The 24,803-nt window shown below is 53.6% G+C and carries 21 protein-coding genes, 1 tRNA gene and 1 pseudogene; 17 read left to right on the plus strand and 6 right to left on the minus strand.

Annotated elements, in window-relative coordinates; all coding sequences use genetic code 11:
- The first annotated feature begins 186 nt into the window (after positions 1-186).
- The 3 genes from JUK32_RS25785 (at position 187) to JUK32_RS28180 (ending at position 3,905) form a co-directional block, all read left to right on the plus strand.
- Positions 187-453 carry a hypothetical protein gene (locus JUK32_RS25785; RefSeq protein WP_204141751.1) on the plus strand — a complete coding sequence of 89 codons (267 nt, stop codon included), beginning with the start codon at positions 187-189 and terminating at the stop codon, positions 451-453.
- A gap of 170 nt (positions 454-623) precedes the next feature.
- Positions 624-3,032, plus strand: coding sequence for an NB-ARC domain-containing protein (locus tag JUK32_RS25790; RefSeq protein ID WP_204141752.1), 2,409 nt, complete (start codon positions 624-626; stop codon positions 3,030-3,032).
- Positions 3,033-3,776: 744 nt separating this feature from the next.
- On the plus strand, positions 3,777-3,905 hold the full coding sequence (locus JUK32_RS28180) for a hypothetical protein (protein ID WP_255538387.1): 129 nt from the start codon (positions 3,777-3,779) through the stop codon (positions 3,903-3,905).
- 177 nt (positions 3,906-4,082) lie between these two features.
- Here the strand turns inward: JUK32_RS28180 and JUK32_RS25795 are convergent, their stop codons facing one another.
- The 3 genes from JUK32_RS25795 to gndA all read right to left on the minus strand — a co-directional run bounded on the left by JUK32_RS25795 (position 4,083) and on the right by gndA (position 6,165).
- Entirely contained in the window at positions 4,083-4,265 is a 183-nt protein-coding gene (locus JUK32_RS25795) for a hypothetical protein (protein ID WP_204141753.1), read from the minus strand.
- A 28-nt stretch (positions 4,266-4,293) separates the two neighbouring features.
- On the minus strand, positions 4,294-4,578 hold the full coding sequence (locus JUK32_RS25800; protein ID WP_204141754.1) for a DUF3288 family protein: 285 nt from the start codon (positions 4,576-4,578) through the stop codon (positions 4,294-4,296).
- Between the two features lie 105 nt (positions 4,579-4,683).
- Entirely contained in the window at positions 4,684-6,165 is a 1,482-nt protein-coding gene (gene gndA, locus JUK32_RS25805; protein ID WP_204141755.1) for an NADP-dependent phosphogluconate dehydrogenase, read from the minus strand.
- Positions 6,166-6,577: 412 nt separating this feature from the next.
- Here gndA and JUK32_RS27770 point away from each other — a divergent pair.
- Positions 6,578-6,907, plus strand: a pseudogene (locus JUK32_RS27770) (helix-turn-helix domain-containing protein); the annotation flags it as partial.
- 236 nt (positions 6,908-7,143) lie between these two features.
- On the opposite strand, the gene JUK32_RS25815 reads toward JUK32_RS27770, so the two are convergent.
- Positions 7,144-7,587 (minus strand): Hsp20/alpha crystallin family protein, encoded by a 444-nt coding sequence (locus tag JUK32_RS25815; RefSeq protein ID WP_204141756.1) that lies wholly within the window; start codon positions 7,585-7,587, stop codon positions 7,144-7,146.
- A 680-nt stretch (positions 7,588-8,267) separates the two neighbouring features.
- On the opposite strand from JUK32_RS25815, the gene JUK32_RS25820 reads away from it, so the two are divergent.
- A complete protein-coding gene (locus JUK32_RS25820; protein ID WP_204141757.1) occupies positions 8,268-8,936 on the plus strand; it encodes a TetR/AcrR family transcriptional regulator in 669 nt (222 codons plus the stop codon).
- Between the two features lie 426 nt (positions 8,937-9,362).
- Here the strand turns inward: JUK32_RS25820 and JUK32_RS25825 are convergent.
- Positions 9,363-9,449: transfer RNA gene (locus JUK32_RS25825), tRNA-Ser, on the minus strand.
- A 261-nt stretch (positions 9,450-9,710) separates the two neighbouring features.
- Here JUK32_RS25825 and JUK32_RS25830 point away from each other — a divergent pair.
- The 7 genes from JUK32_RS25830 (at position 9,711) to JUK32_RS25860 (ending at position 14,439) form a co-directional block, all read left to right on the plus strand.
- Positions 9,711-10,079 (plus strand): 2Fe-2S iron-sulfur cluster-binding protein, encoded by a 369-nt coding sequence (locus JUK32_RS25830; protein ID WP_204141758.1) that lies wholly within the window; start codon positions 9,711-9,713, stop codon positions 10,077-10,079.
- A gap of 66 nt (positions 10,080-10,145) precedes the next feature.
- Positions 10,146-10,697 carry a thermonuclease family protein gene (locus tag JUK32_RS25835; RefSeq protein WP_204141759.1) on the plus strand — a complete coding sequence of 184 codons (552 nt, stop codon included), beginning with the start codon at positions 10,146-10,148 and terminating at the stop codon, positions 10,695-10,697.
- A gap of 28 nt (positions 10,698-10,725) precedes the next feature.
- Positions 10,726-11,574, plus strand: a complete 849-nt coding sequence (locus tag JUK32_RS25840) for an inositol monophosphatase family protein (protein ID WP_204141760.1) — start codon at positions 10,726-10,728, stop codon at positions 11,572-11,574.
- A 147-nt stretch (positions 11,575-11,721) separates the two neighbouring features.
- The gene (locus JUK32_RS25845; protein WP_204141761.1) at positions 11,722-12,669 is read left to right on the plus strand and encodes a J domain-containing protein; all 948 of its coding nucleotides are present in this window, start codon (positions 11,722-11,724) and stop codon (positions 12,667-12,669) included.
- Positions 12,670-13,887 (plus strand): ATP phosphoribosyltransferase regulatory subunit, encoded by a 1,218-nt coding sequence (locus JUK32_RS25850; RefSeq protein WP_204141762.1) that lies wholly within the window; start codon positions 12,670-12,672, stop codon positions 13,885-13,887. It abuts the gene before it with no gap.
- A 77-nt stretch (positions 13,888-13,964) separates the two neighbouring features.
- Complete coding sequence (locus JUK32_RS25855; RefSeq protein ID WP_204141763.1) at positions 13,965-14,192, plus strand: ferredoxin family protein; 228 nt, start codon at positions 13,965-13,967, stop codon at positions 14,190-14,192.
- A gap of 46 nt (positions 14,193-14,238) precedes the next feature.
- A complete protein-coding gene (locus JUK32_RS25860; RefSeq protein ID WP_204141764.1) occupies positions 14,239-14,439 on the plus strand; it encodes a hypothetical protein in 201 nt (66 codons plus the stop codon).
- Between the two features lie 391 nt (positions 14,440-14,830).
- Here JUK32_RS25860 and JUK32_RS28300 read toward each other — a convergent pair whose 3' ends face one another.
- Positions 14,831-16,906, minus strand: a complete 2,076-nt coding sequence (locus JUK32_RS28300; RefSeq protein WP_204141765.1) for a S8 family serine peptidase — start codon at positions 16,904-16,906, stop codon at positions 14,831-14,833.
- A gap of 216 nt (positions 16,907-17,122) precedes the next feature.
- Here JUK32_RS28300 and JUK32_RS25870 point away from each other — a divergent pair, with 216 nt between their 5' ends.
- From JUK32_RS25870 to JUK32_RS25890, 5 genes are all read left to right on the plus strand, one after another.
- Positions 17,123-17,680, plus strand: coding sequence for a lipopolysaccharide assembly protein LapB (locus tag JUK32_RS25870; protein WP_239113098.1), 558 nt, complete (start codon positions 17,123-17,125; stop codon positions 17,678-17,680).
- A gap of 56 nt (positions 17,681-17,736) precedes the next feature.
- The gene (locus JUK32_RS25875; RefSeq protein ID WP_204141766.1) at positions 17,737-17,997 is read left to right on the plus strand and encodes a BolA family transcriptional regulator; all 261 of its coding nucleotides are present in this window, start codon (positions 17,737-17,739) and stop codon (positions 17,995-17,997) included.
- 60 nt (positions 17,998-18,057) lie between these two features.
- Entirely contained in the window at positions 18,058-18,381 is a 324-nt protein-coding gene (grxD, locus tag JUK32_RS25880; RefSeq protein WP_204141767.1) for a Grx4 family monothiol glutaredoxin, read from the plus strand.
- 897 nt (positions 18,382-19,278) lie between these two features.
- Positions 19,279-22,317: an ATP-binding protein gene (locus tag JUK32_RS25885; protein WP_239113099.1), complete on the plus strand. Its 3,039-nt coding sequence runs from the start codon at positions 19,279-19,281 to the stop codon at positions 22,315-22,317.
- Between the two features lies 1 nt (position 22,318).
- Complete coding sequence (locus JUK32_RS25890; RefSeq protein ID WP_204141768.1) at positions 22,319-24,529, plus strand: bifunctional diguanylate cyclase/phosphodiesterase; 2,211 nt, start codon at positions 22,319-22,321, stop codon at positions 24,527-24,529.
- Positions 24,530-24,803: the final 274 nt, after the last annotated feature.

Genomic DNA, 24,803 nt, shown 5'->3' on the forward strand with positions numbered 1-24,803 from the left:
GAGTCCTCAGCCTAATTAGGAAGCTTCTCTTCGAAAGATATTCAAAATTGATGGATCAACCGTATATTTTTATCGTATGAAAATCGCGATCGCTTTCGGAGAAAATCCCACAAATCTTAGCTGAAACTGTTAATTTCAATAAACAACTCCTGTGGTTAGACTTTCCCTACGGGAGGAAAATAAATCATGTTTAAGAATCGCTTGGTTGAACCGACTGGGGAGAGGCTCAATTTGGCATTGCGGGTAGCGATCGCGGGTATCTTGCCCACCCTACCCCCCTTGATGAATGGGGGAACGGGGAAAACATTCTGCTGGAAACTCCTCATTATCCATATCCCAATGGCCCTCGGGCGCAGGCTGTTGCAGCCTGCGATCGCCCCTCACAAAGTCGGAAAATGTCTGTCTTGTGCTTATTCGCACTCAGTAGTCAGTAATTCTCGCTATGGTCAGTGAAGTTGGGATCAGGCTTTAGGGCTGAGGGGCTGGAGTTTGAGTTCTAGGTTGCAGGTTTAGGGATGAAGGTTGCGGGTAGTCTGCTCCCATACCCATACCCATACCCAATACCTTTACACGCCTTTCCCTCTCCCGTCGGCTAGATTAGACCAAAGCTCAGGATGCCAAAGATGAGCGCAGATAAGGTTTTAGAACTCGCAGATGCGCTAGTGTTTCGCACCACTGGCAAGCATCTGAACGATCTCCAACGCAAGATTTTGAGAGCAGTCTGGCGACGGCAGACCTATGGCGAAATCGCCCAGCGGATGCGCTATACCGAGGGCCATGTCAAGGATGTGGCGTCGCAGCTGTGGCAGGCGCTGTCGCAAGCGCTGGATGAGCGGGTGACGAAAAGCAATAGCCTTGCCGTGCTCGAACGGTATTTGCAAAAAGCCAAGGTCAAGCTGACCCCACCGCTACCCGAGCCTCCCGTGATCATGGAAGCCCAGAGTTTCCTGGGGCGTGAGGCCGCGATCGCCCATCTGGATCAACTCATTACGCAGGGGCATCGGGCGATCGTGCTGCAAGGGGAAGGGGGCATCGGTAAAACGACATTGGCTCAGCAATATCTCGAACATCACGATTTTGATGTGGTCTTAGAACTGTTGATGGCGAAGGAAACCACGAACATTACCCCGACTGAACAAGTCGTGGAAGAGTGGCTGCGGCAGGATTTTCAAATTGAGCCAGGGCAGGACTTTGGCGTCACCTTGGATCGGCTCAAGCGACAGTTGCGAGAGCAGCGGGTTGGCCTCCTTATCGATAATTTAGAACCCGCGTTGGAGGCCCAGGGGCGATTTTGGCCCCAGTATTCACGCTACGGCGACCTGATGCGGGTCTTGTGCGATCCCAAAGGTCAAACGGTCACCCTGCTGACCAGCCGCGATCGCCTGTGCGAACCGGGCGTTGCCGTCCACCATTACCGCCTGCCCGGACTCAGCCGGGAGACGTGGCAACAGTTTTTTGCCCAGGGGGCGATCACGGTGAGTCCATCCCCGTTGGCCGCCATGCACCGAGCCTACGGGGGCAATGCCAAGGCCATGAATATTTTGCGGGGGGCGATCGCGGGGGATTTTGACGGCGATGGCAACGCCTATTGGCAAGAAATGGGCACCGATCCCCTCATGACGCTGGACTTAAAAAATCTGGTCACCAGTCAGGTCAATCGCCTCAAAGATTTGGATGCCGATGCATACCAACTGTTCTGCCGCTTAGGGGCATTTCGTTATCAGGATGTGCCGCGAATCCCGACCGATGGCTTGCTGGCCCTCCTGTGGGACGTTGACCCCAGTCGTCATCGTCAGGTGATCACCTCCCTGCGCAACCGCTCCCTGCTCGAAAGCCACAGAGGACATTACTGGCTACATCCCGTCGTTCAGGCCGAAGCCCTGGAACGCTTGCGCCAGAGGCCCGATTGGCAAAAAAGCCATCGCCAAGCAATTCAGTTCTGGTCGGCCCAGGTCGCAACCATCACCGCCACCGGGGAAGCCATACAAGCATTAGAGGCGTATTATCATGCGCTGGCGATCGCTGATTATGCCGCCGCTGCCGATGTGTTGCTCAAAAGTCGCCACAATCAATGGGGACAGCATCTTACCCTGGGCAGCACACTGTATCGCATGGGGTTGTTGCAACCGCTGCTGGCGGCGATTCCTTCATTATTGCCGCACCTGCCTGACGACCAACACTCCAGCGAACTACGCAATATTTTGGCCGACGTGTATTGGATTACCGGCAAAATTCATGCCGCGATTTCCATGCAAAAACAGGCGCAAGCGATCGCCCGCCAGGGACTCGAAACCACTGAAAAAAATCCCGCCGACGCCCACAGCCTCTACTGCTGGCGGATGCTCGAAGTCGATGCCCTGCTCAGCCTTGGCCTCTATCATCTCGACCTGTGGGAACTGGCTGAGGCCGCGCAGTTCTTTCAAACCGTGATCACCACTGCCCAAGGTACCGCGCACCATAGCTGGGCTGACAAAGGCCAGTTGTGTCTGGCGCTAGTGGCCTCCCATAGCCTGCATGATGAGCGCGTTGATTTGTCCAGCATCTGTGAGACGCCACACCTCCGTGAATTGGCCGAAACCCTGGCGGAGCAAGCCTACCGAGAGATTGCTGATGCCTCCCGCCCCGAATACACCGGACGTTTTGCCTTCTTCATTCAACTGCTGGCCCAAACCTACACGACTCTCGGCAATAGCGAGCGAGCGACAAAATTATACGAACGCGCGATCGCCTTCGCCGAAGAGAGCCACTACATTCAGGTCAAGGCCAAAGCCCTCATTGGCTGGGGCCAACTACTGCGACAGCAGGGCAACATTAGTCCGGCCATTCAAAACCTGGCTCTAGCGCTGGAATTGCTGGAAGACCTGGGTGCCCAGAGCGACCTTGCGGAGGCCCACTGGCAGCTGGGCCTGACCCACCAAGCCCAACCCGATCAGATTGCCGCCCAAACCCACTTTGCCGCCGCCGTGCAAATTTTTGAGGCCATCCAAGCGCCGCGACAAGTTGCCAAGGTGCAGGCCGCTTTGCGCAACTAGCCTGGATTATTCACAAACAGCGCAAGAGGGAGAAAAAAGAGCCTGAAACGCCGTAGAACCATGCTCTTCCAGAAATCAGGGCTTTGCCCTCAAATAAGTCGCCCATCGTCATTGGCTTGGTTTTGAAGATTTATCAAGACGATAGCCCGGCAGGCGATTCAGCCAGCACCCAATTGCCTGCCGGGAAGGAAGTACCGCATCGGCAGCCCTTGGCAACCAGCGCCTCGCGGATCGCACACGCACTGACACGCGCATACTGAAACGTTCACCTGCTCGGGCAGGCATCTTGTCTGCTCTGGAACAGCCGAGACGGCTGTCCACACTTAGTTAAATCCCATTCCTTAGTTCCACTTGAGCCGGTCACATCGACTCATGGATGCGAGGGGATGCGAGGGATTGAAAACAGTTGTCTGGGGCGACGGCGGCTCGAAGAATCATGACGTTTGGCGCTGATGTGCCCGATTACCGGGGATAATGAAAACAAGAGCATGACCGCCCCTGCTGGCCGCCTCAAAGCCAACTGATGGGCGATTCAAATGCTCTGCTAGGGGGTAATTTCCCTCTTATCGCGACCAGAAAACATCAGGTTGCCCTTAACAGATTATGGGCTTGTACGCTGTTGCGATCGCCGTCTTTCTTGTTTGTGATTGGGGATAGTGCGGCAGCGTCATGAGGGGTTGCTCTACATTGCGGATAAAACCGTAAAACCTGCACCACAGCCATTGCCTTGGAGGTGTCAACGTCATGATTGAAACCATCGTTTTTAGCCCCACACTTTATCTCGCCGTCAAATTCTTGACGCTAATGATGGTGATTGCTGCTTATTGGTTTATCACGGCACATCATGCAAAGCATCACCAGCCAGAGTCTTAGAGAATCCAAATTAAGGGCAATCAGGTTTCTACGAACCATCGAGTTGCAGACACGCCTGTTGCACCATGGGGACTTTTAGGTTTGCTCAAGTCACTAAATATCGGCTAAATTCCCGCTGCGATCGCAGCGGGAATTTAGCCGCCATCAAAACAATAAGCATGGCGGCCCAGAATCCGTTTAGTGGCGTTTACGGGCTTTCCAGGTGCCGCCATAGGTATAGTGCGGATTGTCCTGTTGGACTTGGGGCCAGCAGTCGGGGCAAACCAACTGCCATCGGCCTGATGCGTCCGTCTGGACTCGGTACAGCACCGTCGCCACGGTCTGACAGCGATCGCACGGTTTTTCGCGTACCCGTGCCATTAACCTTGCTTCATCCCCACTTGCAACCTCAACTCCAGTCTTCACGATTGCGTCCGAGATTGTGATAGATACCGCCTTGGGCGTGGAGTTCACGAGTCTTAGCGTACAGTTCTTCTTCTGTAAGGCCAGTTTTTGTCAGGGCCTTTTCCAGATCGCGCTGAATATCGCGTGCGCCCTGAAAGCCTTTATAGCGAATGATGAGGCGGGCCAGTTCCGAGAGATTGTAATCGGTGACCTCGCCTTGTAAAAGCTGGTTGACGATACCGCGATCGCCTTTATATTGCGGATGTTCCTGATCGGTGCTTTCAGTCATATTTCGCCAATAATTCGCAAATCAAACGACAAGGGCAGAGAACTGGGCTAATACCCTAACATTCTCTGCCCCTGCTGTCGGCCATTTTCTTAAGCTAAGAATGACTTAGACTGCTGCCTTGCTGGGGGCCGGAGTCCACTCATGGTGGACGAAGTTGCCTCGGGGCTCATCTACCCGCTCAAAGGTGTGCGCGCCAAAGTAGTCGCGCTGGGCCTGGGTGAGGTTTTGGGGCAGGCGATCGCGGCGATAGCTGTCAAAGTAATCCAGCGACGCGCTGAAGGCCGGGACGGGAATGCCCGCCTGCGCAGCAAGGACAATGACTTCCCGCCAAGCGGCTTGGCGATCGAGAATCGTCTGCTTAAACTCTGGTGCCAACAGCAGGTTCGCCAGTTGACCGTTCTCGTCGTAGGCGTGCTTGATTTTGTTGAGGAACCGCGCCCGGATGATGCAGCCCCCTTTCCAGATGCGAGCGGTTTCGCCCAGGTCAATCTTGCCGCCAAACAGCTCTTGGTTGCCCTTCGCAATCAAGTCCATGCCCTGGGCATAGGAACAGATTTTGGAGCAGTACATCGCATCGCGGATTTTATCGACCATCGCCTTCTTATCACCGGTAAAGGTGAAAGACGGGCCGCTCAATTCTTTGGAGGCCGCCACCCGCTGATCCTTCAGCGATGACATAATCCGGGCATCCACTGCCGCGCCGATGGTGGGAATCGCGATCCCCATTTCCAGCGCGTTCGTCGCTGTCCAGAGTCCGGTGCCTTTCTGACCCGCTGCATCGACGATCAACTCCACCAACGGCTTACCCGTCTTTTCATCCATGTTGGTGAAAATGTCTTTGGTGATTTCGATGAGGTAGGAGTCTAGTTCTGGCGTGTCATACCACTCGCTAAACACTTCGTAGAGTTCTTCGTGGTTCAAGCCCAAGACGGTCTTCATCAGGTCATAGGCTTCGGCGATGATCTGCATGTCGCCATACTCAATGCCGTTGTGCACCATCTTGACGAAGTGACCCGCTCCACCGGGGCCGATGTACGTGACGCAGGGGCCATCATCTACTTGCGCAGCAATCTTGATGACGATCGCCTCAATTTCCTTGTAAGCCGCTTCAGTGCCGCCCGGCATCAAACTCGGACCGAGGAGTGCGCCTTCTTCACCGCCGCTGACGCCCATGCCAATAAAGCCTAGGCCCGTGGGTTCGATTTCTTCGGTGCGGCGTTGGGTATCGGTGTAGAGGGAGTTGCCCCCGTCAATAATCATGTCGCCTTTGTCGAGCAGGGGCTTGAGCTGCTCAATCACGGCATCCACCGCTCGCCCGGCCTTCACCATGACCAAAATGCGGCGGGGACGCTCTAGGGCGTTAACAAAAGATTCCAAGCTGTAGGCCGCAAATACCGGCTTATTGGGGTCGGCATCACTGTCTTTGGCGACTTCGAGATTGAACTCGGTTTGCGCCCGTTTTACAAAGTTGTCAGTCTTTTCGGGTGAACGGTTGTAGACCGCGACGGGAAAGCCTTTGCTTTCAACGTTTAGGGCCAGGTTTTCACCCATGACCGCCAGGCCGATTACACCAAACTTCTGTGCCATAAAAAGGTCTCTCTGAACTTGCCTAAGCGAACAATATGAGTGCTGATAGCAGCCGTGCCCCCAAAACGACGCTTTGGGTGTTGTGCCCATGCACATCCCAGGGCAGTGCGTCACAGCGAGATGTGTACAGGTTAGTCAACTTTTTTGAGAGACCGAATATCCCAAAGGTTTTCTTTGGAATAGGCCTGAGAAATCTCTATCTCAAGGTCGATGGTGTTATGAATCCGTGATTTTCGGTAGAGTTCTGACGCGGTTGCTGAGCTTTAGTGCCAGGGGCAGCCTCCGGTTTTGCCATGAGCAAAGTCCCAGCTCTCAATTCTGAGCCCCCGGTTTCTGGGGGGCGAGGGGTCAGAGGGCGAGGGTAAAGAGGACGGCAGCGATCTCCGCCGCAACGGTGCGCACGTGGTTCCAATATGCGGGGGGCTTGCCGACTTACCAACTGTGGCAGGTGTTGGATTATGTGGATGCCCATTTGACTCAAGACATCAAACTGGCTGACTTAGCCCAGCTTCTGGATATGAGTCCGTTTCATTTTGGCCGCATGTTCAAACAGGCGATCGGCGTTTCGCCCCATCAATATGTGATTCAGCAACGGGTCGAGCGGGCCAAGCGACTGTTGAGCCAGAGCGATCGCGCCATCATCGACATTGCCCTGGACTGTGGGTTTAGCAGCCATAGTCACCTGACCAAGCAGTTTCGGCAACTTACGGGGATGACGCCCAAAGCCTTTCGACAAGGTTAGGGAATTGCGCGCAAAAAAGCTCCCCATGAACCGAGTTTCGACTCCGCTCAACTCTCGATACTGGTAGGCTGAGCGAAGTCGAAACCGGATTGAACGGGTACTTTTTTAGTTGCAGATCCCTTAGCGATCAAGAAGTTTTAAGTTTTAGGATAGGACAAAAACAGGCACCTCTCTAGCTACAAAGAGGTGCCTGCATAGTCTAGCTATCAATTAATCGTCTAGCGCTAACGGCTTTGTTAGCTCAGCGCAATTTTGACAACTTTGTTGCGCTCTTCTGCTGCTTTTGGCAGGTGTAGTTTCAAAATGCCATCGCTATAGTCAGCTGTTGCGCCGCTATTATCAATTCGAGTCGTCAAAGGGATTACTCGACGGAATGAACCATAGTGAAATTCACTACGAGTCATGCCATTTTCTTCCGTTGTTTCTTCTGATTTGCGTTCTCCACTAATGACAACCGAATCTTCAGCGACTTGAATATCCACATCTTCCGGCTTCAAGCCGGGCAATTCAACTTTAAGCGCGATCGCGTCATCGGTTTCAGTCAATTCAGCGGCGGGCATAAAGCTCTTAAAGTCGATATCATCATCTCTGAAGGGGCTGATAGAGTCAAACAAACGATTCATTTCTCTTTGCAGAGAGCCAAATTCACCAAAGGGTGTATGACGAAGTGCGAGTGTCATAGAACTCACCTCCTGAGTTCTCAATCAACAGTTCCTATCAAGTTATAGGACTCCGGCTAGCGAAAATTCAGTCCCGACAAATAGTCTTGGATAACTAACTTTCGACATCTAAATTCTATCAATTCGCTGCAACCTGTAATTTCGGTTTTTAGCACCTATTGCATTAGGGTTTTCCCAACTGTTTAGAGCTAGATCGGTTTTTCAGAAAACTTAATTCGGTTGGCCAGTTTTTATTAGTCCTGTAAACCCGCAGACTGAAATTTTGCCGTTTAACAATCCTCAGCGAGTGCTTCACGACTCATCTTAGAGAGTGTTTGAAAAGTTCCCCACCCAGGTTTTGCCACCTGGGACATCTAGAAACATGACGAGAAAAGAAGCGTTCCAGACCAATCTCAAGGGACTTAGGTCATTTTTGCTACGCAAAGCAACCCTTTTAAAGCATCCTCTCAGAGGTCATCTTAGAGGGCTCGCAGAAACGGCTACTCAGGCTGCCAAATTAAGCCGTCAAAGATAAATTTTTCTATCGAAATTGTCCAATTGTTGTGTATTGAGTCGCGATTGACTGACTTTTGTCGCTGAGTGTGAGGTTATGTGTATCTGAGCAGAGATCGCGTTCTCCCCCGCTGCAAAATGGCTTTAGCACATCAGTGCCCTATAGATGTCATTGGCGGTTCTCTATTATGGTTGCTTATTACTCTCCCGTTGCAACCGGCCTGGCAAACGATACGGAAACCAAAATTTTGCAGGCGGCCCAGCAACTGTTTGCCCGTCAGGGGTATGGCGGCACCACGACCCGAGATCTCGCACAGGCGGCCGGCGTTGCTGAAGGCACCCTATTTCGACATTTTGAAAGCAAGAAAGCCATTCTGCTGAAGGTGGCCTCGGATGGCTGGACCGAGTTGCTGACCGATCTACTGACTGACCTGAGCGAAATGGCAAACTATAAGGCGATCGACCAGGTCATGCAACATCGCCTTAACGATATTCCCCGGAATGCGGACCTAATGCGGGTGTGCTTTATGGAGGCCCAGCTACATCTGGAATTACAAGGCCCGGTGCAGGGCGAAATGCTCGCCAAAATGGTCGATGTGACGGAAGCCTTTTTTCAAACTGCGATCGATCGCGGTATTTATCGTCCCCTCAATCCGCGAGTGCTGGCCCAAATTTTCTTAGGCATGTTCGCGATCGCGGGCTTCACCCACTCGACTTTGGATACACCCGCCAGTACATCAGAGCAGGTACAAGCTTTCGCGAGAGGGCTATCTGATGTCTTTCTGAATGGGGTGTTGGCGGAACGCGATTGTTTGACCGACGCTCAGCCAGTGCTTGATCAATCAGGGCGCGCTTGAAAATAAGGCATTGCAGAATACCGGAATGATTTTTCAAGATCGAGCCCGATGACACCTGGAAGAAAACGCGATGCCATGCCCCAATGGCCCCACTGCTGAACTCCGCAACAATGATCGTCACTGTGGATTGTCCCCCACGCTGTGATGCCTGAGCCGAAAGCACGATAGTAAGGTCGCCCATCCTGAAACGATGAGGCTGGGAAATCTTCTTGAGGAATGAGGCTTGAATAGTCGTCGCGGCTGTCCACTGACCGACCAAGTCTTTATTGCTTTGGTCGAAATTGGCTTTGTAAAAGCCTGGGCTCTTAACAGTTGTGGCTGGGGTTAAAGCGATCGCTTCGCCCAATTATCCGGACTAAAAAATTGCTTGGCTACGCTAAGCAAGTGTTTCCAGAACCGGATCAAAAATTCTCTGTAAAGAAAGAACGGAGAGGGAGGGATTCGAACCCTCGTTAAGGTTGCCCCTAAACAGCATTTCCAGTGCTGCGCCTTAAACCGCTCGGCCACCTCTCCAAATTTTGGCGTGATCCATTCGCAGTGAACCAATCACAGTGTTTAATCCTATCAGAGAATGGCCGGACTAAGCCGCGATCGCCTCTGAAAAGTCTGCAAAACCTGAGCCACCCATTTTCGAGCTGAGATTCCTTGGCCCTGCCGCCCGAGTGGCCCCGCAAACGCAAAATCCTGTGAGAGCATAGACGGTGAGGCCAACGTTCACACTTGCCGTTTGGTTGATCGATCACTGCTTTCATTTTTCACCAGTTGACTATCAGCATGACCCGCTCCCACCGCATCAACATTCATCATCGCGATCTCGACCAGCACTACACCGTCGAAGTGCCCGAAGACCGCTACATTTTGCAATCGGCGGAAAACCAGGGAGCTAAGTTGCCCTTTGCCTGCCGAAATGGAGCCTGCACAACTTGTGCCGTGCGGATTTTGTCAGGTGAGGTGGAACAACCAGAAGCCATGGGTCTTTCTCCTGACTTGCGGGAAAAAGGCTATGCCTTGCTGTGCGTCAGCTATCCCCGCACAGCGCTAGAAGTGGAAACCCAGGACGAAGACGAAGTTTATGAGCTGCAGTTTGGACGCTATTTTGGCAAGGGCAAGGTGCGCTTTGGCTTGCCACTGGAAGACGATTAAGGCCCTTGGCTGGGCATACTCAAGCGGGGAAGCGTTATCTTTGGCAACCTTTTCCGCTGGGGCATCATGGGCAGGGGAGACACGTCGATATTGAGACGGCGATCGCGACTAATCGGGCTCGCGGCGATAGTGCTCGCCCTGATACTGTGGCTCATTCCCCCAGCGGCGGCCACCCAGACCGTGACGATCGATTATGCCAAGAGTGGCAACACGCTGGAACTGTTGTTTGAGCTGAGTCCAGAGCAACCGGTGACCGCCATTCGCTTAGCGGCGATCGAAGCGCCGGATCGCGACCAAGAACCTTGGGGATCGCAGGCTCGCGACTGCTTGGCCGACTTGCGGGATCAGATTATTCAGCTTGAACTGGTTGATAACCAACCCGATGCTTACAATCGCCTGTGGGCGTATGGCTGGCAACAGGGCGAATTGATCAACGCGACGTCTTTGGCCCAGGGCTGCACGTATCTGGCCGATCCGACGGATGAATTCAGTCCGCATTATCAAGAATTGCTCTATGCGCAGGAGCGATCGCGCCTGCTGGGCTTAGGCATTTGGGATCCCCAAAATCCGTTGCGAGAGACGGCCCAACGTTTTCGTGAGCGATCGCCTTCCCCTTAAACTAGGGATGATCAGCCAGGGAAAATGTATGACTACCGTTAGCGATCGCGATTTGCAGCGCTATTTAGAAGTCGCGACTGAAGCGGCCTTGGCGGCGGGTGCGGTGTTGCAAACCTATTGGGGCAAACTGGAGCACATTGAGCAAAAAGGTCGCCCCGGTGATCTTGTCACCGAAGCCGATAAAGCCGCCGAAGCGGTGGTGCTCGACGTTTTGACTCGGCACTTACCCGACCATCCCATCCTGGCCGAAGAGTCAGGCAGCCTCCGGGCAGCTGACGAAAGTCCCTTTCTTTGGGCCATTGATCCCCTCGATGGCACCACCAATTACACCCATCAGTATCCGTTCTCAGCGGTATCGATCGGGTTATTAATTGACGGTCATCCAGCCGTGGGGGCGATCTTTGACCCCTTTCGCGAAGATCTCTTTCGCGCCGCCAAAGGTCACGGAGCCACCCTCAATCGGCGCTCAATTCAGGTCTCCACGACCGACAAACTGGCCGATAGCCTGCTCGTGACTGGCTTCGCCTACGATCGCCACGAACGCATCGACAATAACTACGCCGAATTTTGTCATCTGACACACCTGACCCAAGGCGTGAGACGGGGGGGAGCGGCTTCGTTAGATTTGGCCTACGTGGCGTGTGGGCGGCTGGATGGCTATTGGGAACGAGGGTTGTCGCCTTGGGATATGGCCGCTGGCGTCGTCTTAGTCGAAGAAGCGGGCGGACACGTAACCGCCTATGATGAAACTGATTTTGATATCAAATCCGGCCGCATCTTGGCGACAAACCAGCGCATCCACACTATCCTTAGCCAAGTGTTAAAACAGGTGCAACCGTTAGAAAACTTTCAGCCCATGGCGATCGCTGAATCATGATGACTTGACGATAACTCCGGGAGTTAATGACTGAACGCCTGCGCACTCTACCTTGCAGGGCAGAAGCGTAGATCTCAAGCAGCACACGCCGCACTACAGCCAGAAATCGGGAGAATGCCTCAATAGGCGAGGGAAACGTTAATAGGTATGAATATAGAGCAAGGGTTATTCCAATTTGACCTGACTGACTATCACGCCATCTTAGGGGTGGCCCTGGACGCTGACGCCAAAGCCATTCGTAAGCGGTATCTCAAAATTGCGCGCAAGCTGCACCCCGATAGTTTGCGCGATAGCACCAGCGAAGATCGGCAAAAGGCGAACGAACTGCTCTCCAAGATGGTCAACCCGGCCTACGAAAGCCTGACCCAAGAAAAGGTCATAACTGAACATATGATTGTGTTGCGGCTACGGGGGCAACGCTTAAGTCGAGATACCTCGGTGACTTTGCAGTCAGAGGCGGCGCAGGCGATCGCCCAAAGCAACAATGCCAGTTCGGCCTATGTGAATAGCCTGCAAACCCTGGCTGAGGAGCAGTACGAAGCAATTGACCAAGTCCTGGATGTGATCGGTCAAATTAGCGAGCTCAATCTGGCCTACTTGATGTGTACGTCCGGGGGCAGTGGCAGCGGGGCAAAACCCGCCAATCCTGCCGCCAGCAGCACCAGTAGATCCCCCGCCGCAACCTCGGCCAACTCGACCTCTCCCCGTCAACCCGCCGCCCCGCCGCCCTCACCAAAACAGCAGCGAGAAGCGATTATCGAGAGCTATCAGCGGCGCGCGGCCAGTTTTGCCGCGAAAAAAGAGTATTCCCGCGCCATTTTGGAAATGCGCGATGCTATCAAGTCGAATCCGACTAATGGGCAGTGCCATGCCCAGCTGGCAGCCTATTATTTACAAGCGGGACAGGCCAAAATGGCCAAGATTCATCTCAAGCGAGCCTTAGAGTTGGCTCCCGATAATACCCTGGCCCGCGAGTTAGAACCCAAGCTAAATCAGGCGACTGGCAGCCAGACGACGCGGAATAGTAGTGCCAAGAGTGCGCCACCAAAATCGAAAGGCGGCTTATTTGGCTTGTTTGGAGGGAAGCAAAAGTAAATGAGTTATCAGCCACCGTCCGGAACCCGCGATTTGTTGCCGCTGGATGTCGCCCAAAAGTATTGGATTGAGGCGCGTCTGGAGGCCATGTTTCAGCGGTGGGGATATCACCGCATCATTACCTCCACGGTGGAGAACTTGGATACGTTGATGGCTGGGGGGGCGATCGCTCAGTCTTCGGTGATTCAGCTCCAGGGCGACGGGCCAGAACGACTCGGCTTACGGCCCGAACTCACGGCGTCCATCGCGCGAGCTGCTGTCACCCGCATGGCGCAAGTCACCTATCCTCAACGGCTGTATTACACCGCTAACGTGTTTAGCCGGGCACCGAAAGGGTCGCAGGCGGGGCAGCGCGAATATTATCAAGCCGGAGTCGAACTGCTGGGAACGAGCGGCACCCTGGCGGATGCCGAAACCTTGCGGCTGCTGCTGAGCTGTGTCAAAAACTTGCAACTCACGGATTGGCAATTGATTTTGGGTAATGCGGATCTGACCCGATCGCTGCTCCAAGCATTTCCCGAAAGGTTGCGGGGCACCGTGCGAGCAGCGATCGCCCAACTCGACCGCATCACCTTGGAAACCCTGGATTTGCCGGATGAGTTACGGCAGCGAGCCTTGCAACTGATGGATTTGCGCGGACGACCCCAAGACGTGTTGCAAACAGTCAGCCAACTGCCTCTCACGCCAGAGCAGCAGGCGATCGTCAATGAACTCAAGTCTTTGCTGGAACTCTTAGATCGGGCCAAGCCGGCCTCTCCAGTGATTCTTGACCTGAGCTTGGTGCAGTCGTTTGATTACTACACCGGCATCATCTTTGAGGCGGTGGTCAACACGCCCCAAGGGCGACAAGTCGTGGGCAAGGGCGGACGTTACGACAATCTGCTCGGCGTGTTTGATCCCAAAGGGCGCAGCTATCCCGGCATCGGCTTCATGCTGAATGTGGAAACGCTGCATCAAGCCCTGGCGGGGACGGGCTGTTTGCCAGAAGTGATTCCGCCGAGCGACTGGCTCGTGGTGCCCAAAACGCCCCAGGCCGCGATCGCGGCCTTTCAGTATGCCGAAACCATTCGCGAAGCCGAAGCGTTGGTCAGGGTGGAGCTTTATTTAGAACCTGAAGACGACGTTGCGGTGATTCGCCAGCGGGCGCGCGATCGCAACATCAGCCGTATCGCTTGGATTACGGACACCCACCCACCGGAAATCGAAGCGGTAAACTGAATCTAGGCTGATTTCTCTGGGCAAAGTAAAACTTTGGGAAATCAGGTTAAAGAAGACGCCGATTAAGAGAGGAGAATATGGCTCATACAATTGTGACCAACGTGTGTGAAGGGGTGGCTGATTGTGTCGATGCTTGCCCAGTAGCCTGCATTCACGAAGGCCCCGACAAAAATGCCAAAGGCACCGATTGGTACTGGATTGATTTTTCCACCTGCATCGATTGCGGCATTTGCTTACAAGTTTGTCCCGTTGAGGGCGCAATTCTGCCCGAAGAACAACCGGAATTGCAAAAAACGCCAGCTTAGGCCGCGGCGAGAAAATCACATCCCAGTTGAGGGGCGTGACTGGATCGTGAGGGGGCTGAGTTGGGGGGACTATCTTTGGTCAGGCATCGGCAACTTTGTGGTGAACGTATCCCCTGAAGACAGGTCGGTGGGCGATCGCTCTGCCGGTTCCAGCCATCCCGCAACCGTGCTGATCCGCAACCGTGCAGATAAGGCTGATGGCTTGGCTGTGGCGCTCACCACGAGTTTTGCTGAGTTCAAGTGTTGACGGATACACTTTTCCAAAAGTTCAAACACTTTGAACCAATTACCTTTTTCCCGTAAATCTATCTAGAAATTGTGGGCCTTTCTGAGGTGCGGGGGGCATTATGAAACTGTTGAAAGACACTTATCCTGAACCGCTTCTAAGCCTAGCTACTTATTTAACCTAACACTCTATGTTTAAGCGCCCCCAGTGCCTTGTGCACTGGGGGTTATTACATTTTGGGGAAGCTCCTAACGCCAGCTCCTTGCTCCCCAGGGCGCATTAGTTAAGCCACTGTATTACGAGAAGCGCGCCCGCCCGCTGAGCCATGCCAGCAACGGTGATGAGCCAGGCCGCTGTGAGCCTTCCAGGGGGAGTCCGTAATGGTGACTCTAACGGCATCCAGCGACGAGCTTCATAGCAAGGCGAGGGTGAGTTGCCAATTCAGTAATTGTCCGGTGTGACCAGGGGCGCGATCGCTGACTCGGAGCGCCCAACGTCCGGCGGCAGAGCTACCAATGGCCCCGATCAAGATCGGGGTATTTTGCACGTTGTATTGCCGATTAAGTTGCTGCTGGTTGCCCAGGGTGCGGCCTTGCAACAATAACTCCTGGCCCGTCGGCAGGCGCAAATACACTTCGACATCGCCTAAATAATCATGCGCCAGGGTGACGTGAACGGTTAAATCTTGCACCGTCCCCGTGGTGCGAACCTGCTGGGGACGGCTCACCCCAGTAGCCTGATTATCCGGAATCGAGGTCAGGAAATCATCCTTAAGCGCCACCGTGCGGGTATAAGTGCGGCCCTGCCATAACCGCCGTTTCGCCTCCATCACGGCCCGGTAGGCATTCACCCGACCGTAGCCAAACCATTGGGAGTGACCTTGCTGGTCGTAGGTACCGTAACGGGTTCCCAGTTGGGGGTCGGGGGTAGTATCAGTGATTTTGTCTGCCGTTTGTTGCAGAATTTGCTTCACTGCGCGTGCCGTAAGTGATGGATTGGCCGACAAGACTAGAGCCGCGACTCCGGCCACCTCTGGACAAGCGCTCGATGTGCCGCCAAAGGTGTGGGTATAGGCATCGAGATCGTAGCCTGCGGTGCCGGTGCGATCGCTAGTCACCATGCCTCTACCGGGGGTTGCCGTCGCGATCGGCGGCCCGGTTTTGATGCTGCCCGTCTCCGGCAACGACACCGTGGGATGTCCATTATTGCTAGGCGCGGCCACCGCCACATCCCGCCCCCAATTGCTGTAAGCCGACTTGCTGTTGAGACTGGTGCAAGCTGACACCGTAATCACGTCGGGATGCACCGCGAACCCGCTCAGCCATGCCGTCTGCCCGCTCACCGCATTGCGCGGCCAGTCCCGTTCGTTCACGGTGCCATGCACGGGACGGTTGGCATTCCCCGCCGAAAACACAATCACACAGCCTTTGCCATCGCGGCCCTGAGTGGCCGCTTGGGTCAGCACCAAGCGTTGCCGTAGCGACAGGGGATACTTAATCGCTGCGGGTGACCAGCTACAAGAGATCACGGCCGCCCCTTGCTGCATCGCCCACCGGAACATTTCTTCAATGGCCGCATCGTCTAAAAAACCCGTCATCCGCAGAGGCATCAATCCACAGCCGGGGGCCACACCAACAATGCCGCTGGCATTTTCTTCGCCGATCGCCAGTCCCGCGCAAGCGGTGCCGTGATTATCGGTTGTCGCATCGGGCAGGGGGACGGCATCCTGCGCTTTGAGGTCTTTGGGAGCCACAATTTTGCCGAGGCCCTGCAAATCGGGATGAGCTAGGTCAAAGCCATCGTCACATACGGCCACCACCACCGAGCGCGTGCCACGGGTCAAATCCCACGCAGCTTCGGCGGCAATGTGGGCATTTGGCTGAACTAAAGCGCTGACCACTGGGGTCAGGTGCCACTGCTGCCGAAATAAATTGTCCGTAGGGCGATATTGCGGCGCGGTGGCCATCACTACGTTCGGTTCTGCCGTCAACACTTCGGTCAGCCGCATCAAGTGATTGGCAATTTTGAGGGGATTTTCACTCGCTGACGGCGTCACGCGATACACAAACGTGTTGGGAATGCCTGCCAGTGTTTGGGCGATCGCTAATCCCGGCGGAGCCGCGATCGCCTGCCGCTGGGCTGCCATGACGGCAGGGGCAAATTGCACAGTGATCTGGTCAGTGAGATAAATCCAGCTGCGGGGACTCGCCGCTAAGCGATAAACCCGACTGGCGAATTGGACCCATGCACTTTGCCGAGCCGCCGCGAGGGCCGATTCTAAGTGATCCGGGGCCACTTGCCATTCCACCAGTTCACCGCGGGCGACCGGGCGCACGGCCAGTGGCGCAATGAGCGATCGCAGCTCATCTACGGCGGTCGGGGCCGTCAGGCGCGTGGTGAAGCGATCGCTCACCCGACTCAGCAACAGTTCTTCCCCCCCCCGCTGTAAGATGAGCCCGGGTCTGGATTGGTCGCTACGATTGGTCATCCCTGCACCTCTGGAACCTGGCATCGACCGTCAGCGTCTAATCGCCTTGGCCCGCGATCCGGTCGCTGATCAGACTCAACGCCGACGCTGTGCCTCAACTGTAGTCAACGCTAACGCCGTTGGTCGCAAGTTAGGTTTTAACTTCAAGTTTCAAGTGAAATGGTAAGATACATCGGTATTTTTGCATTCCGTCAACATTTGCACTCAGGTTCCCCCATGGCTGTTCATTTCTCTTCCGATTTTCGTAATTTGCACCGTTGGCTTGGCGGTAGCTTGCTAGCGCTCGGCCTAGTCGGGGGCCTGGGCTCCACCGTGCTTGCACAAGAGAATGACAGTCCCGAGTCTGAAGTGCGGCGCATCGACTCGGTATCGACCAGTGAATTTAGCGTGCCCCATGCGGACAAGCTAGTCGCCGAGGGGACAGCTGCGATCGCGACTCAAGACTACACCGAAGCGATCGCGAAGCTAGACGAAGCCCGCGAACTCTACAACCAGCTATCCCTTTTCTATCAAGAGCTAGCGCAAATGTTCTTTGGGGTAGATACGCGGCAAAACCGCAGCAACCGTGATCTGGCGATCGAAGCCGCCCAAAAGCGAGACGAAACCACCTACCAACTCGCACTGATTTATCGCAGTCAGGGTCAACCTGAAGAAGCCATTCCCCTCTTCATGGAAGTGCTGCGCAGTCAACAGCCCACTCGGGACTTGGGAGAGCAGGCCTATCAGCAACTATTCGAAATGGGATTTGTGGAAGCCCCCTACCAATTTAATTAAGTCGGGAAAACGAAATTGATAGACTAGGGCAAACACCCGTTCACCAGAGGAAAAGCATGGTCACAGCTGATCAAGTCATATCAATGATTCAAACCGAAATGCCTGACGCGGAAGTGAACGTTAACGACTTAACTGGCGGAGGCGACCACTTGGAAGTTACGGTAGTGTCGGAAGCGTTCGCTGGGCGCAGTTTAGTGCAGCAACATCAGCTGGTGTATAAGGCTGTGCAATCCGCCATGTCTAGTGAGGCCATCCACGCCCTCGCGCTGAAGACTTACACCCCAGACATGTGGTCAAAAGTTGGCCAGAGTGCTTAATGGCTGATTCCTTTTTCTTTTTGTATTTGTATTTGCATCCCAACGACGAGGTAATCCCCCATGGCTCCAGAGGTTAAAGAACGCATCGAAACCCTCATCAATGACCACAAAATCGTGGTGTTTATGAAGGGCAACAAGTTGATGCCCCAATGCGGTTTTTCCAATAACGTAGTCCAGATTTTGAACGTTTTGGGCGTTCCTTTTGAGACGTTTGATGTGCTCTCTGACTACGACGTGCGTCAGGCCATTAAAGAATATTCCAACTGGCCCACGATCCCCCAGGTTTACCTGAACGGTGAATTTCTTGGTGGCTCTGATATCTTGATTGAGCTGTACCAAAATGGTCAGCTGCAAGAGACGGTGGAAGTGGCTTTAGCGTCCTAAACGTCGGTCATCTGATTAAAGATTAACTCCGGTCATTGACTTGAACGATTGCTTGCCCAGTCAGATTTTGCATCTGGCTGGGCATCGTGTATTTGACTTGTTTGGGGAGCAGTCAACGGCACGGGCGCGTATCCCCAGCAGCAGAAAAGAAGCACCGCAACTCATGTAGGTCATTCATCGGGGTTGGGGTGGGCATGTGGTTCGCCAGTGGAAGTAGCAATATGAGCTTAGCGGGTAGGCCAAAGCGTGAGCTGCATCGGGGCACCTGACAATAGTTGTCTTAAGGCCGTTACACATTACAAATCAGCAACTGTAGCTGATGCGATGTCAGTATTTGGGTAGGCTTCAGAAATGGTGCAGACTTTGCCTTTCCTCGGCGAGGCTATTAAGTCCACACATCCTACCCTGATCCCAGAGGACGAAGGGACAGGGAGGATGTAGATGTGGGCGCGGCTTCCCGCAAGGGTGGCGGATGGATAACGAAATTTATGCCATCGAGTACCTAGGACCTGTGATCATTTAGTCATCAAAGCCTTGCGGCAAAAGGACGACAGGCCCTAGTTTAGTTCAGGAGTGCGGGCGCGGTAATGCTGATCCCACCAGGTCTCTGGAATTAATTGATGACGCGCCCTAGACTCCAAAATGCGACGTTGCCCCCTTCTTTCTCAAAATGCTGCGAGGAAACCAGCGTTCACAGCCTCCCGGAGTACGGGGATTTAAGGGGCAAGAAGACATCTTCCGAGCCGGGCAGGTGGCTGGTGTGTATCAGATAGCTGGATCAGGAGAGAAACTGCAGGCGGTGAAATCCACCCCCATGTCAACCCTTCACTTTTATCCCTGAATAAGGTTTAACGCCGCTCAGGGCATTCCCCATTCATCGATCAGGAGCACGCAATCATGTTAGTGAGGTGGCCTCTCTTTCCAACCTGGCGACGGGAAACCTTTGGCCTCGTGGGCCTGATGGTGCTGGGGGTGTTGGGAAGCTATTGGCACTGGTCGTTTTTCTTTAATATTGATTTTCTGTTTGGCTCCATCGCCGTATGGTTGGTGCTGTGTCTTTATGGTTTGCGATGGGGGGCGATCGCTGCGATCGCTTCGGCCAGCGTTACCTATTTCCTGTGGCATCATCCCTACGCCATCATCATTTTTACCTGCGAATTTTTGTTTGTCGGTCTGCTCTACGAGCGCTACAAACTCAACCTGGCTATCCTGAATTGGATTTATTGGATTGCCATTGGCATCCCTTTGGTCTGGCTGTTTTATCGTTACGCCCTAGGGGTCGAGCCGACCCAAGTCCAAATTGTCATGCTCAAGCAGGCAGTGAATGGCATCTTTAATGCCCTGACTGCCAGCCTGCTCTTAACTTACACATCGCTGCACCGCTGGTTGGGGCGGCCTCAAACCTGGAGTGTCCTGTCGCTGCAACAAACCCTGTTCAATATTTTGGCGGCGTTTGTCTTTTTTCCCACACTCATCTTTATGGCGATCGGCAGTTACCAAGTAGTCGACAATATTAAGGCTGAGAAAACTCAACAGCTTCAAGATGCGACCGCCCATGTGGATTTTCTGATCAATAATTGGTACCAACAACATCAGCAGGCCATGGTCGCCCTGGAACCCCTAGCGATGGATGTGATTACCGATGCTACACGCCTTCCGCAAACGTTAGAGGTGCTACAGCAGCAGGCCAAAATCCTCACCACGGTGATTCCTGATTTTCAAGAAATCGCGATCGCCGATCGCCAGAATCGAGTGCTTGCCGCAGCGCCCAGCGGCAGTGAGGGAGAACGGATGCCCAGCCTTGACCCGAGCCCTGAATCAGGCATCCCGAATACGCGACTCATCACCGAAGGGGTTACTCAGTCGGAGGTGGTTATCCTACAGCAAGACATCTTTCGCCATGGCCAGCTAATCGGTAACATTTGGGGACAAATTGATCTCACTGGCTTACAGCAGTTGATGGCTGATACGCTCATCGGCTTGCCGATGCAAGCCACCCTGCTCGATCGCCAACAACAAGTGGTTACCAGTACCGTCGCCGGATCCCCCCCTGGTAGCGTACTCACGATTCACCAATCAGGGGAACGATTGCCGATTGCGCCTCAGATTTATCAATGGTTGCCGACCGATGGCAGCCCAGTCGCTATGGTGCGCTGGCGTAATTCCTCATTGATCATGGAATCACCCCTGCAACCCAGCACACCGTGGACTTTAGCCCTAGAGTCGCCGGTCGCCGATCAGGTCGCGATGATCGAAAACTTTCATACCCGTAACCTCTCAATTTTGATGTTGGTGTCGGGGCTGGCGTTTGCTTTGGCGACCTTGGTCAGCCAAAAACTCCTGAAACCCCTGTCACAGTTGGCCCAAGTGACGCACAATTTGCCGAACCAACTGATCGAAAAACGCCAGATCGCCTGGCCCCAAAGTCCGGTTTATGAACTCACCTCTTTAGTCCGTAACTTTCAGCAGATGGCGACTACGCTCACGCAAAAATTCCAGGAAATTCAGCAGGCCAAGCAAACCGCCGAAACTGCTAACCAGGCAAAAAGTGATTTTTTGGCCACGATGAGTCATGAGTTGCGCACCCCGCTCAATGCCATTCTCGGATTTGCTGATCTGCTTTACCGCAACCCGACTCTGGCGGAATACCACACCGAGTTACAGCAGATTCACCAAAGCGGGGCGCATTTGCTCGAACTCATTAATGATGTGTTGGATCTGGCCAAGATTGAGGCGGGACGCACCACACTCCATGAAACCCACTTTAGTTTGCGGGAACTGATCGATCATTTGGCGTCCACGTTCAGCCTCAAAACCGCATCCCAGGGGATTCGCTTTGAGGTGGAGCGATCGCCCCAATTGCCCACCTTCATCCGGGCCGACCAGCGGAAACTCCGCCAGGTACTGCTTAATTTGTTGGGCAATGCCATCAAATTTACTCGGGAGGGACAAGTCACCCTCAGAGTGACGCATTCTCTCGATGGCAGCGGGCCGGGGAACGGCGATCGCGCTTGGCTACAATTTGAGGTGAGCGATACTGGCCCGGGCATCCCCCCCGCCGATCAAAAGCGTCTGTTTCAAGCTTTTTACCAAACCCAAACCGGTAAAAATAGTCAAACGGGCACCGGCTTGGGACTCCGCATCAGCGATCACTTCGTCAGCCTGATGGGGGGCAATCTATCCGTCACGAGCACCGTCGGCCAAGGTAGCTGCTTTGGGTTTGCAGTGCCCGTACAAATTTCAGATGGCGGCGATGAGTTGCCGCCGCAGCCTCGGCAGGCGATCGCGATCGCCCCCAACCAGCCGTCGTATCGTTTACTCATTGTGGACGACCATCCCAGCAACCGCTTACTGCTGTACCAACTGTTAAATCCACTCGGCTTTGAGGTCAAAACAGCGGCAAACGGGCAAGCCGCGATCGACCTCTGGGCCGCCTGGCAGCCCCATCTCATTTGGATGGATATACACATGCCAGATTTAGATGGCTACGCGGCCACTCGGCAGATCAAAGCTCAATCGACTGATCCAGAGACCGTCGTTGTGGCCCTCACAGCCAGCGTCTTCGAATCAGAAAAATCCCTAGTCTTGGAAGCGGGATGCGACGATTTCATCCGCAAACCTTTCCAACGAGATGACATTATTGCCATCCTAGAACAGCGTCTTGACGTTAAATTCATCTACGCCCAACCCCCGCCCATTGATCCGCCGACAGCCCAGTCATTAGGCCCCCTATCAGAGCAAGAACTAGATCACTGGAAAACCCTGGATCCCGCCTGGCGCAAAGCTTTATATCGCACTGCCACCCAGGCCGATCAAGCCACACTGCTCGATTTGTTGCAGCAAATACCCGCCGATCAAACAGCACTCCGTCACAAGCTTTACCACTGGATCATTAATTTCAACTATGACAAAATCATGGCACTAGTCGAGGGTTGAGATGACTTCAGATACCCACCCTCCCGCGACCATTTTAGTCGTCGATGATGTCCCTGAAAATCTGCGGCTGCTGACCCAAGAACTACAGCAGCATGGTTATGAAGTGCGCGGTGTGTTAACGGGCAAAATGGCCCTCACGGTGGCACATTCCACCCCGGTGGATTTGATTTTGCTGGATGTGCGACTGCCCGATATGGATGGTTATGAAGTCTGCCAGCGGCTCAAAGCAAACCAAAGCACCGCGTCCATCCCCATCATTTTTATCAGCGCTTTAGATGAGTCGTTGGACAAGGCCCAAGCATTTGCGGTCGGTGGAAGCGACTACATCACCAAACCGCTTAAAACCATTGAAGTGATTGCCCGCATTAAAACCCAGCTCAGCCTGGTGAAAGCACGCCTACAACTGCAGCAGTTTAATCAAGATTTAGAAGCTCAGGTACAACAGCGCACAACGGAATTAGCCCAGGCCAATCAAGCCCTGCAAGCGGAGATGCAGACCCGTCAGCAGGTAGAGGCTGAACTCCGGACGAGCGAAGCGCGCTATCGGCTAATTGCTGACCACATGAGTGATTTGGTGTGCTTACACCAGGTCGACGGGACCTTGCAATATGTCAGTCCGTCTTGCCAATCATTGCTGGGCTACGACCCAGAAACCCTTTGTGGCCAGAACCTTTTGTCGTTCTGCCATCCGGATGATGTCGATTTACTGCGGCAATGCTTTCAGCCGCCAACGGCCCCCGAGCCATTGATTACTAGCTGTTATCGGCTGCGCTGCCAGGCTGGTCATTACATTTGGTTAGAGACTTTGGCGCGCCCCTTGTCAAACGATGCGACTCAAGTGACCGGAGTGGTGACTAGCTCGCGCGATGTAACGCAGCGCCTCAACATCGAGGAACAACTGCGCTATGACGCCCTGCACGACAGTTTGACCGGGCTGCCCAATCGTAATTGGTTATCACAGCAGCTCGATCTGGAATTGGTGCGCTGTCGGCGGCAGAAAAATTGTCAGTTTGGCCTGTTAATGCTTGATTTAGATCAGTTTAAATCAGTCAACGATACCCTTGGTCATTTAATGGGCGACCAACTGCTCATTGCCGTCGCCGAACGTTTACAAGGCTGTTTGCGAGAAACGGATGTAATTGTACGCATCGGCGGCGATGAATTTGTTGTCTTATTAGAAAATACGGGCGATGTGCAGGAGGCCATTCAAGTTGCCAGCCGCGTCAAACACAGTCTCCAAACTCCTTTCAACATTCAAGGCCGCATCTTACGGACATCGGCAAGTATTGGCATTCTGATCAACAATGATACTTACAGCGCTAGCGACGATTTACTCCGAGATGTGGATATTGCCCTATATCAGGCCAAAGAAGGCGGGCGCGATCGCTACGAGATCTTTGGGACCGATATGTTTCAAATGACCCTGAAACGGGTCAATTTGGAAAATGATTTACACAGCGCGATCGACCAACACCAATTTGTTAACTACTATCAACCTATTTATGCTTTGCCAGACTATCAACTGATTGGGTTTGAGGCGTTAGTGCGATGGTCTAAGCCCGGCCAAGACTTAATTATGCCGGGAGAATTCATCGACCTCGCCGAAGAAACGGGCTTAATTGTTGCCATGACACAGCAGGTAATCCAACAAACCTGTGAAGCGATTCAGCACTGGCAACATCACAGTTTAATGACTGAAGATTTACGCATTTCGGTCAATATTTCCGGCCAAAGTTTCCGCGATCCAGAACTGTTGCCCATGCTAGATCAAAGCCTAAAAAAAATGGCAATATCACCGCAATGCCTCACTCTAGAAATCACTGAACGGATTTTGTTAGAGCAGTCTAGCAACATCCTAGATACACTTACCAAAGTCAAACAGCGAGGGATTCGTCTGAGCATTGACGACTTTGGTACTGGCTACTCTTCTTTGAAATACCTCAGCAAATTTCCCATTGATATTTTAAAAATCGACAAGTCCTTTGTCGACGAGATGACCGAGAATAGTCACAGCATTGTACGCACCATTGTTGAGTTAGCCCAAAATCTCAACATGAGCACCGTGGCCGAAGGCGCTGAAGACGAACGGCAAGTACAAGAACTTACCGCGCTTGGCTGTGATGCTGTGCAAGGCTATTTTTTCTCGCCTGCGTTATCTCTGGCCGCCGCGACCAAATTGCTGGCAGACCTGAATTTAAGACAATCTGGGTGAAAGATGAGCAGGCAAGTGGTAAAGGAGATAAATCTCTAGGACTCCCTAGCTTGAGAGCCCCTCACGATTTGGAAGGGGCTAGAAGTATCAGCAGCACCGTCCCTTGCTAGTAGGCGTCTGAGCTACAAGGGGGCATCACTCTCCCGATCAGCCAGCGCGATCGCTCTGTAAAACTTCTGTACTACCGATGCAAGCAGAGACTCAGGCTCAATTCCCCAGTTGGGGGCTCGATCATTGCAGCTGAAGACATCCAACGAGTCCAACCAGCGATCGC

This window comes from Halomicronema sp. CCY15110 (assembly GCF_016888165.1).
Taxonomy (GTDB): Bacteria; Cyanobacteriota; Cyanobacteriia; order Phormidesmidales; family Phormidesmidaceae; genus Halomicronema.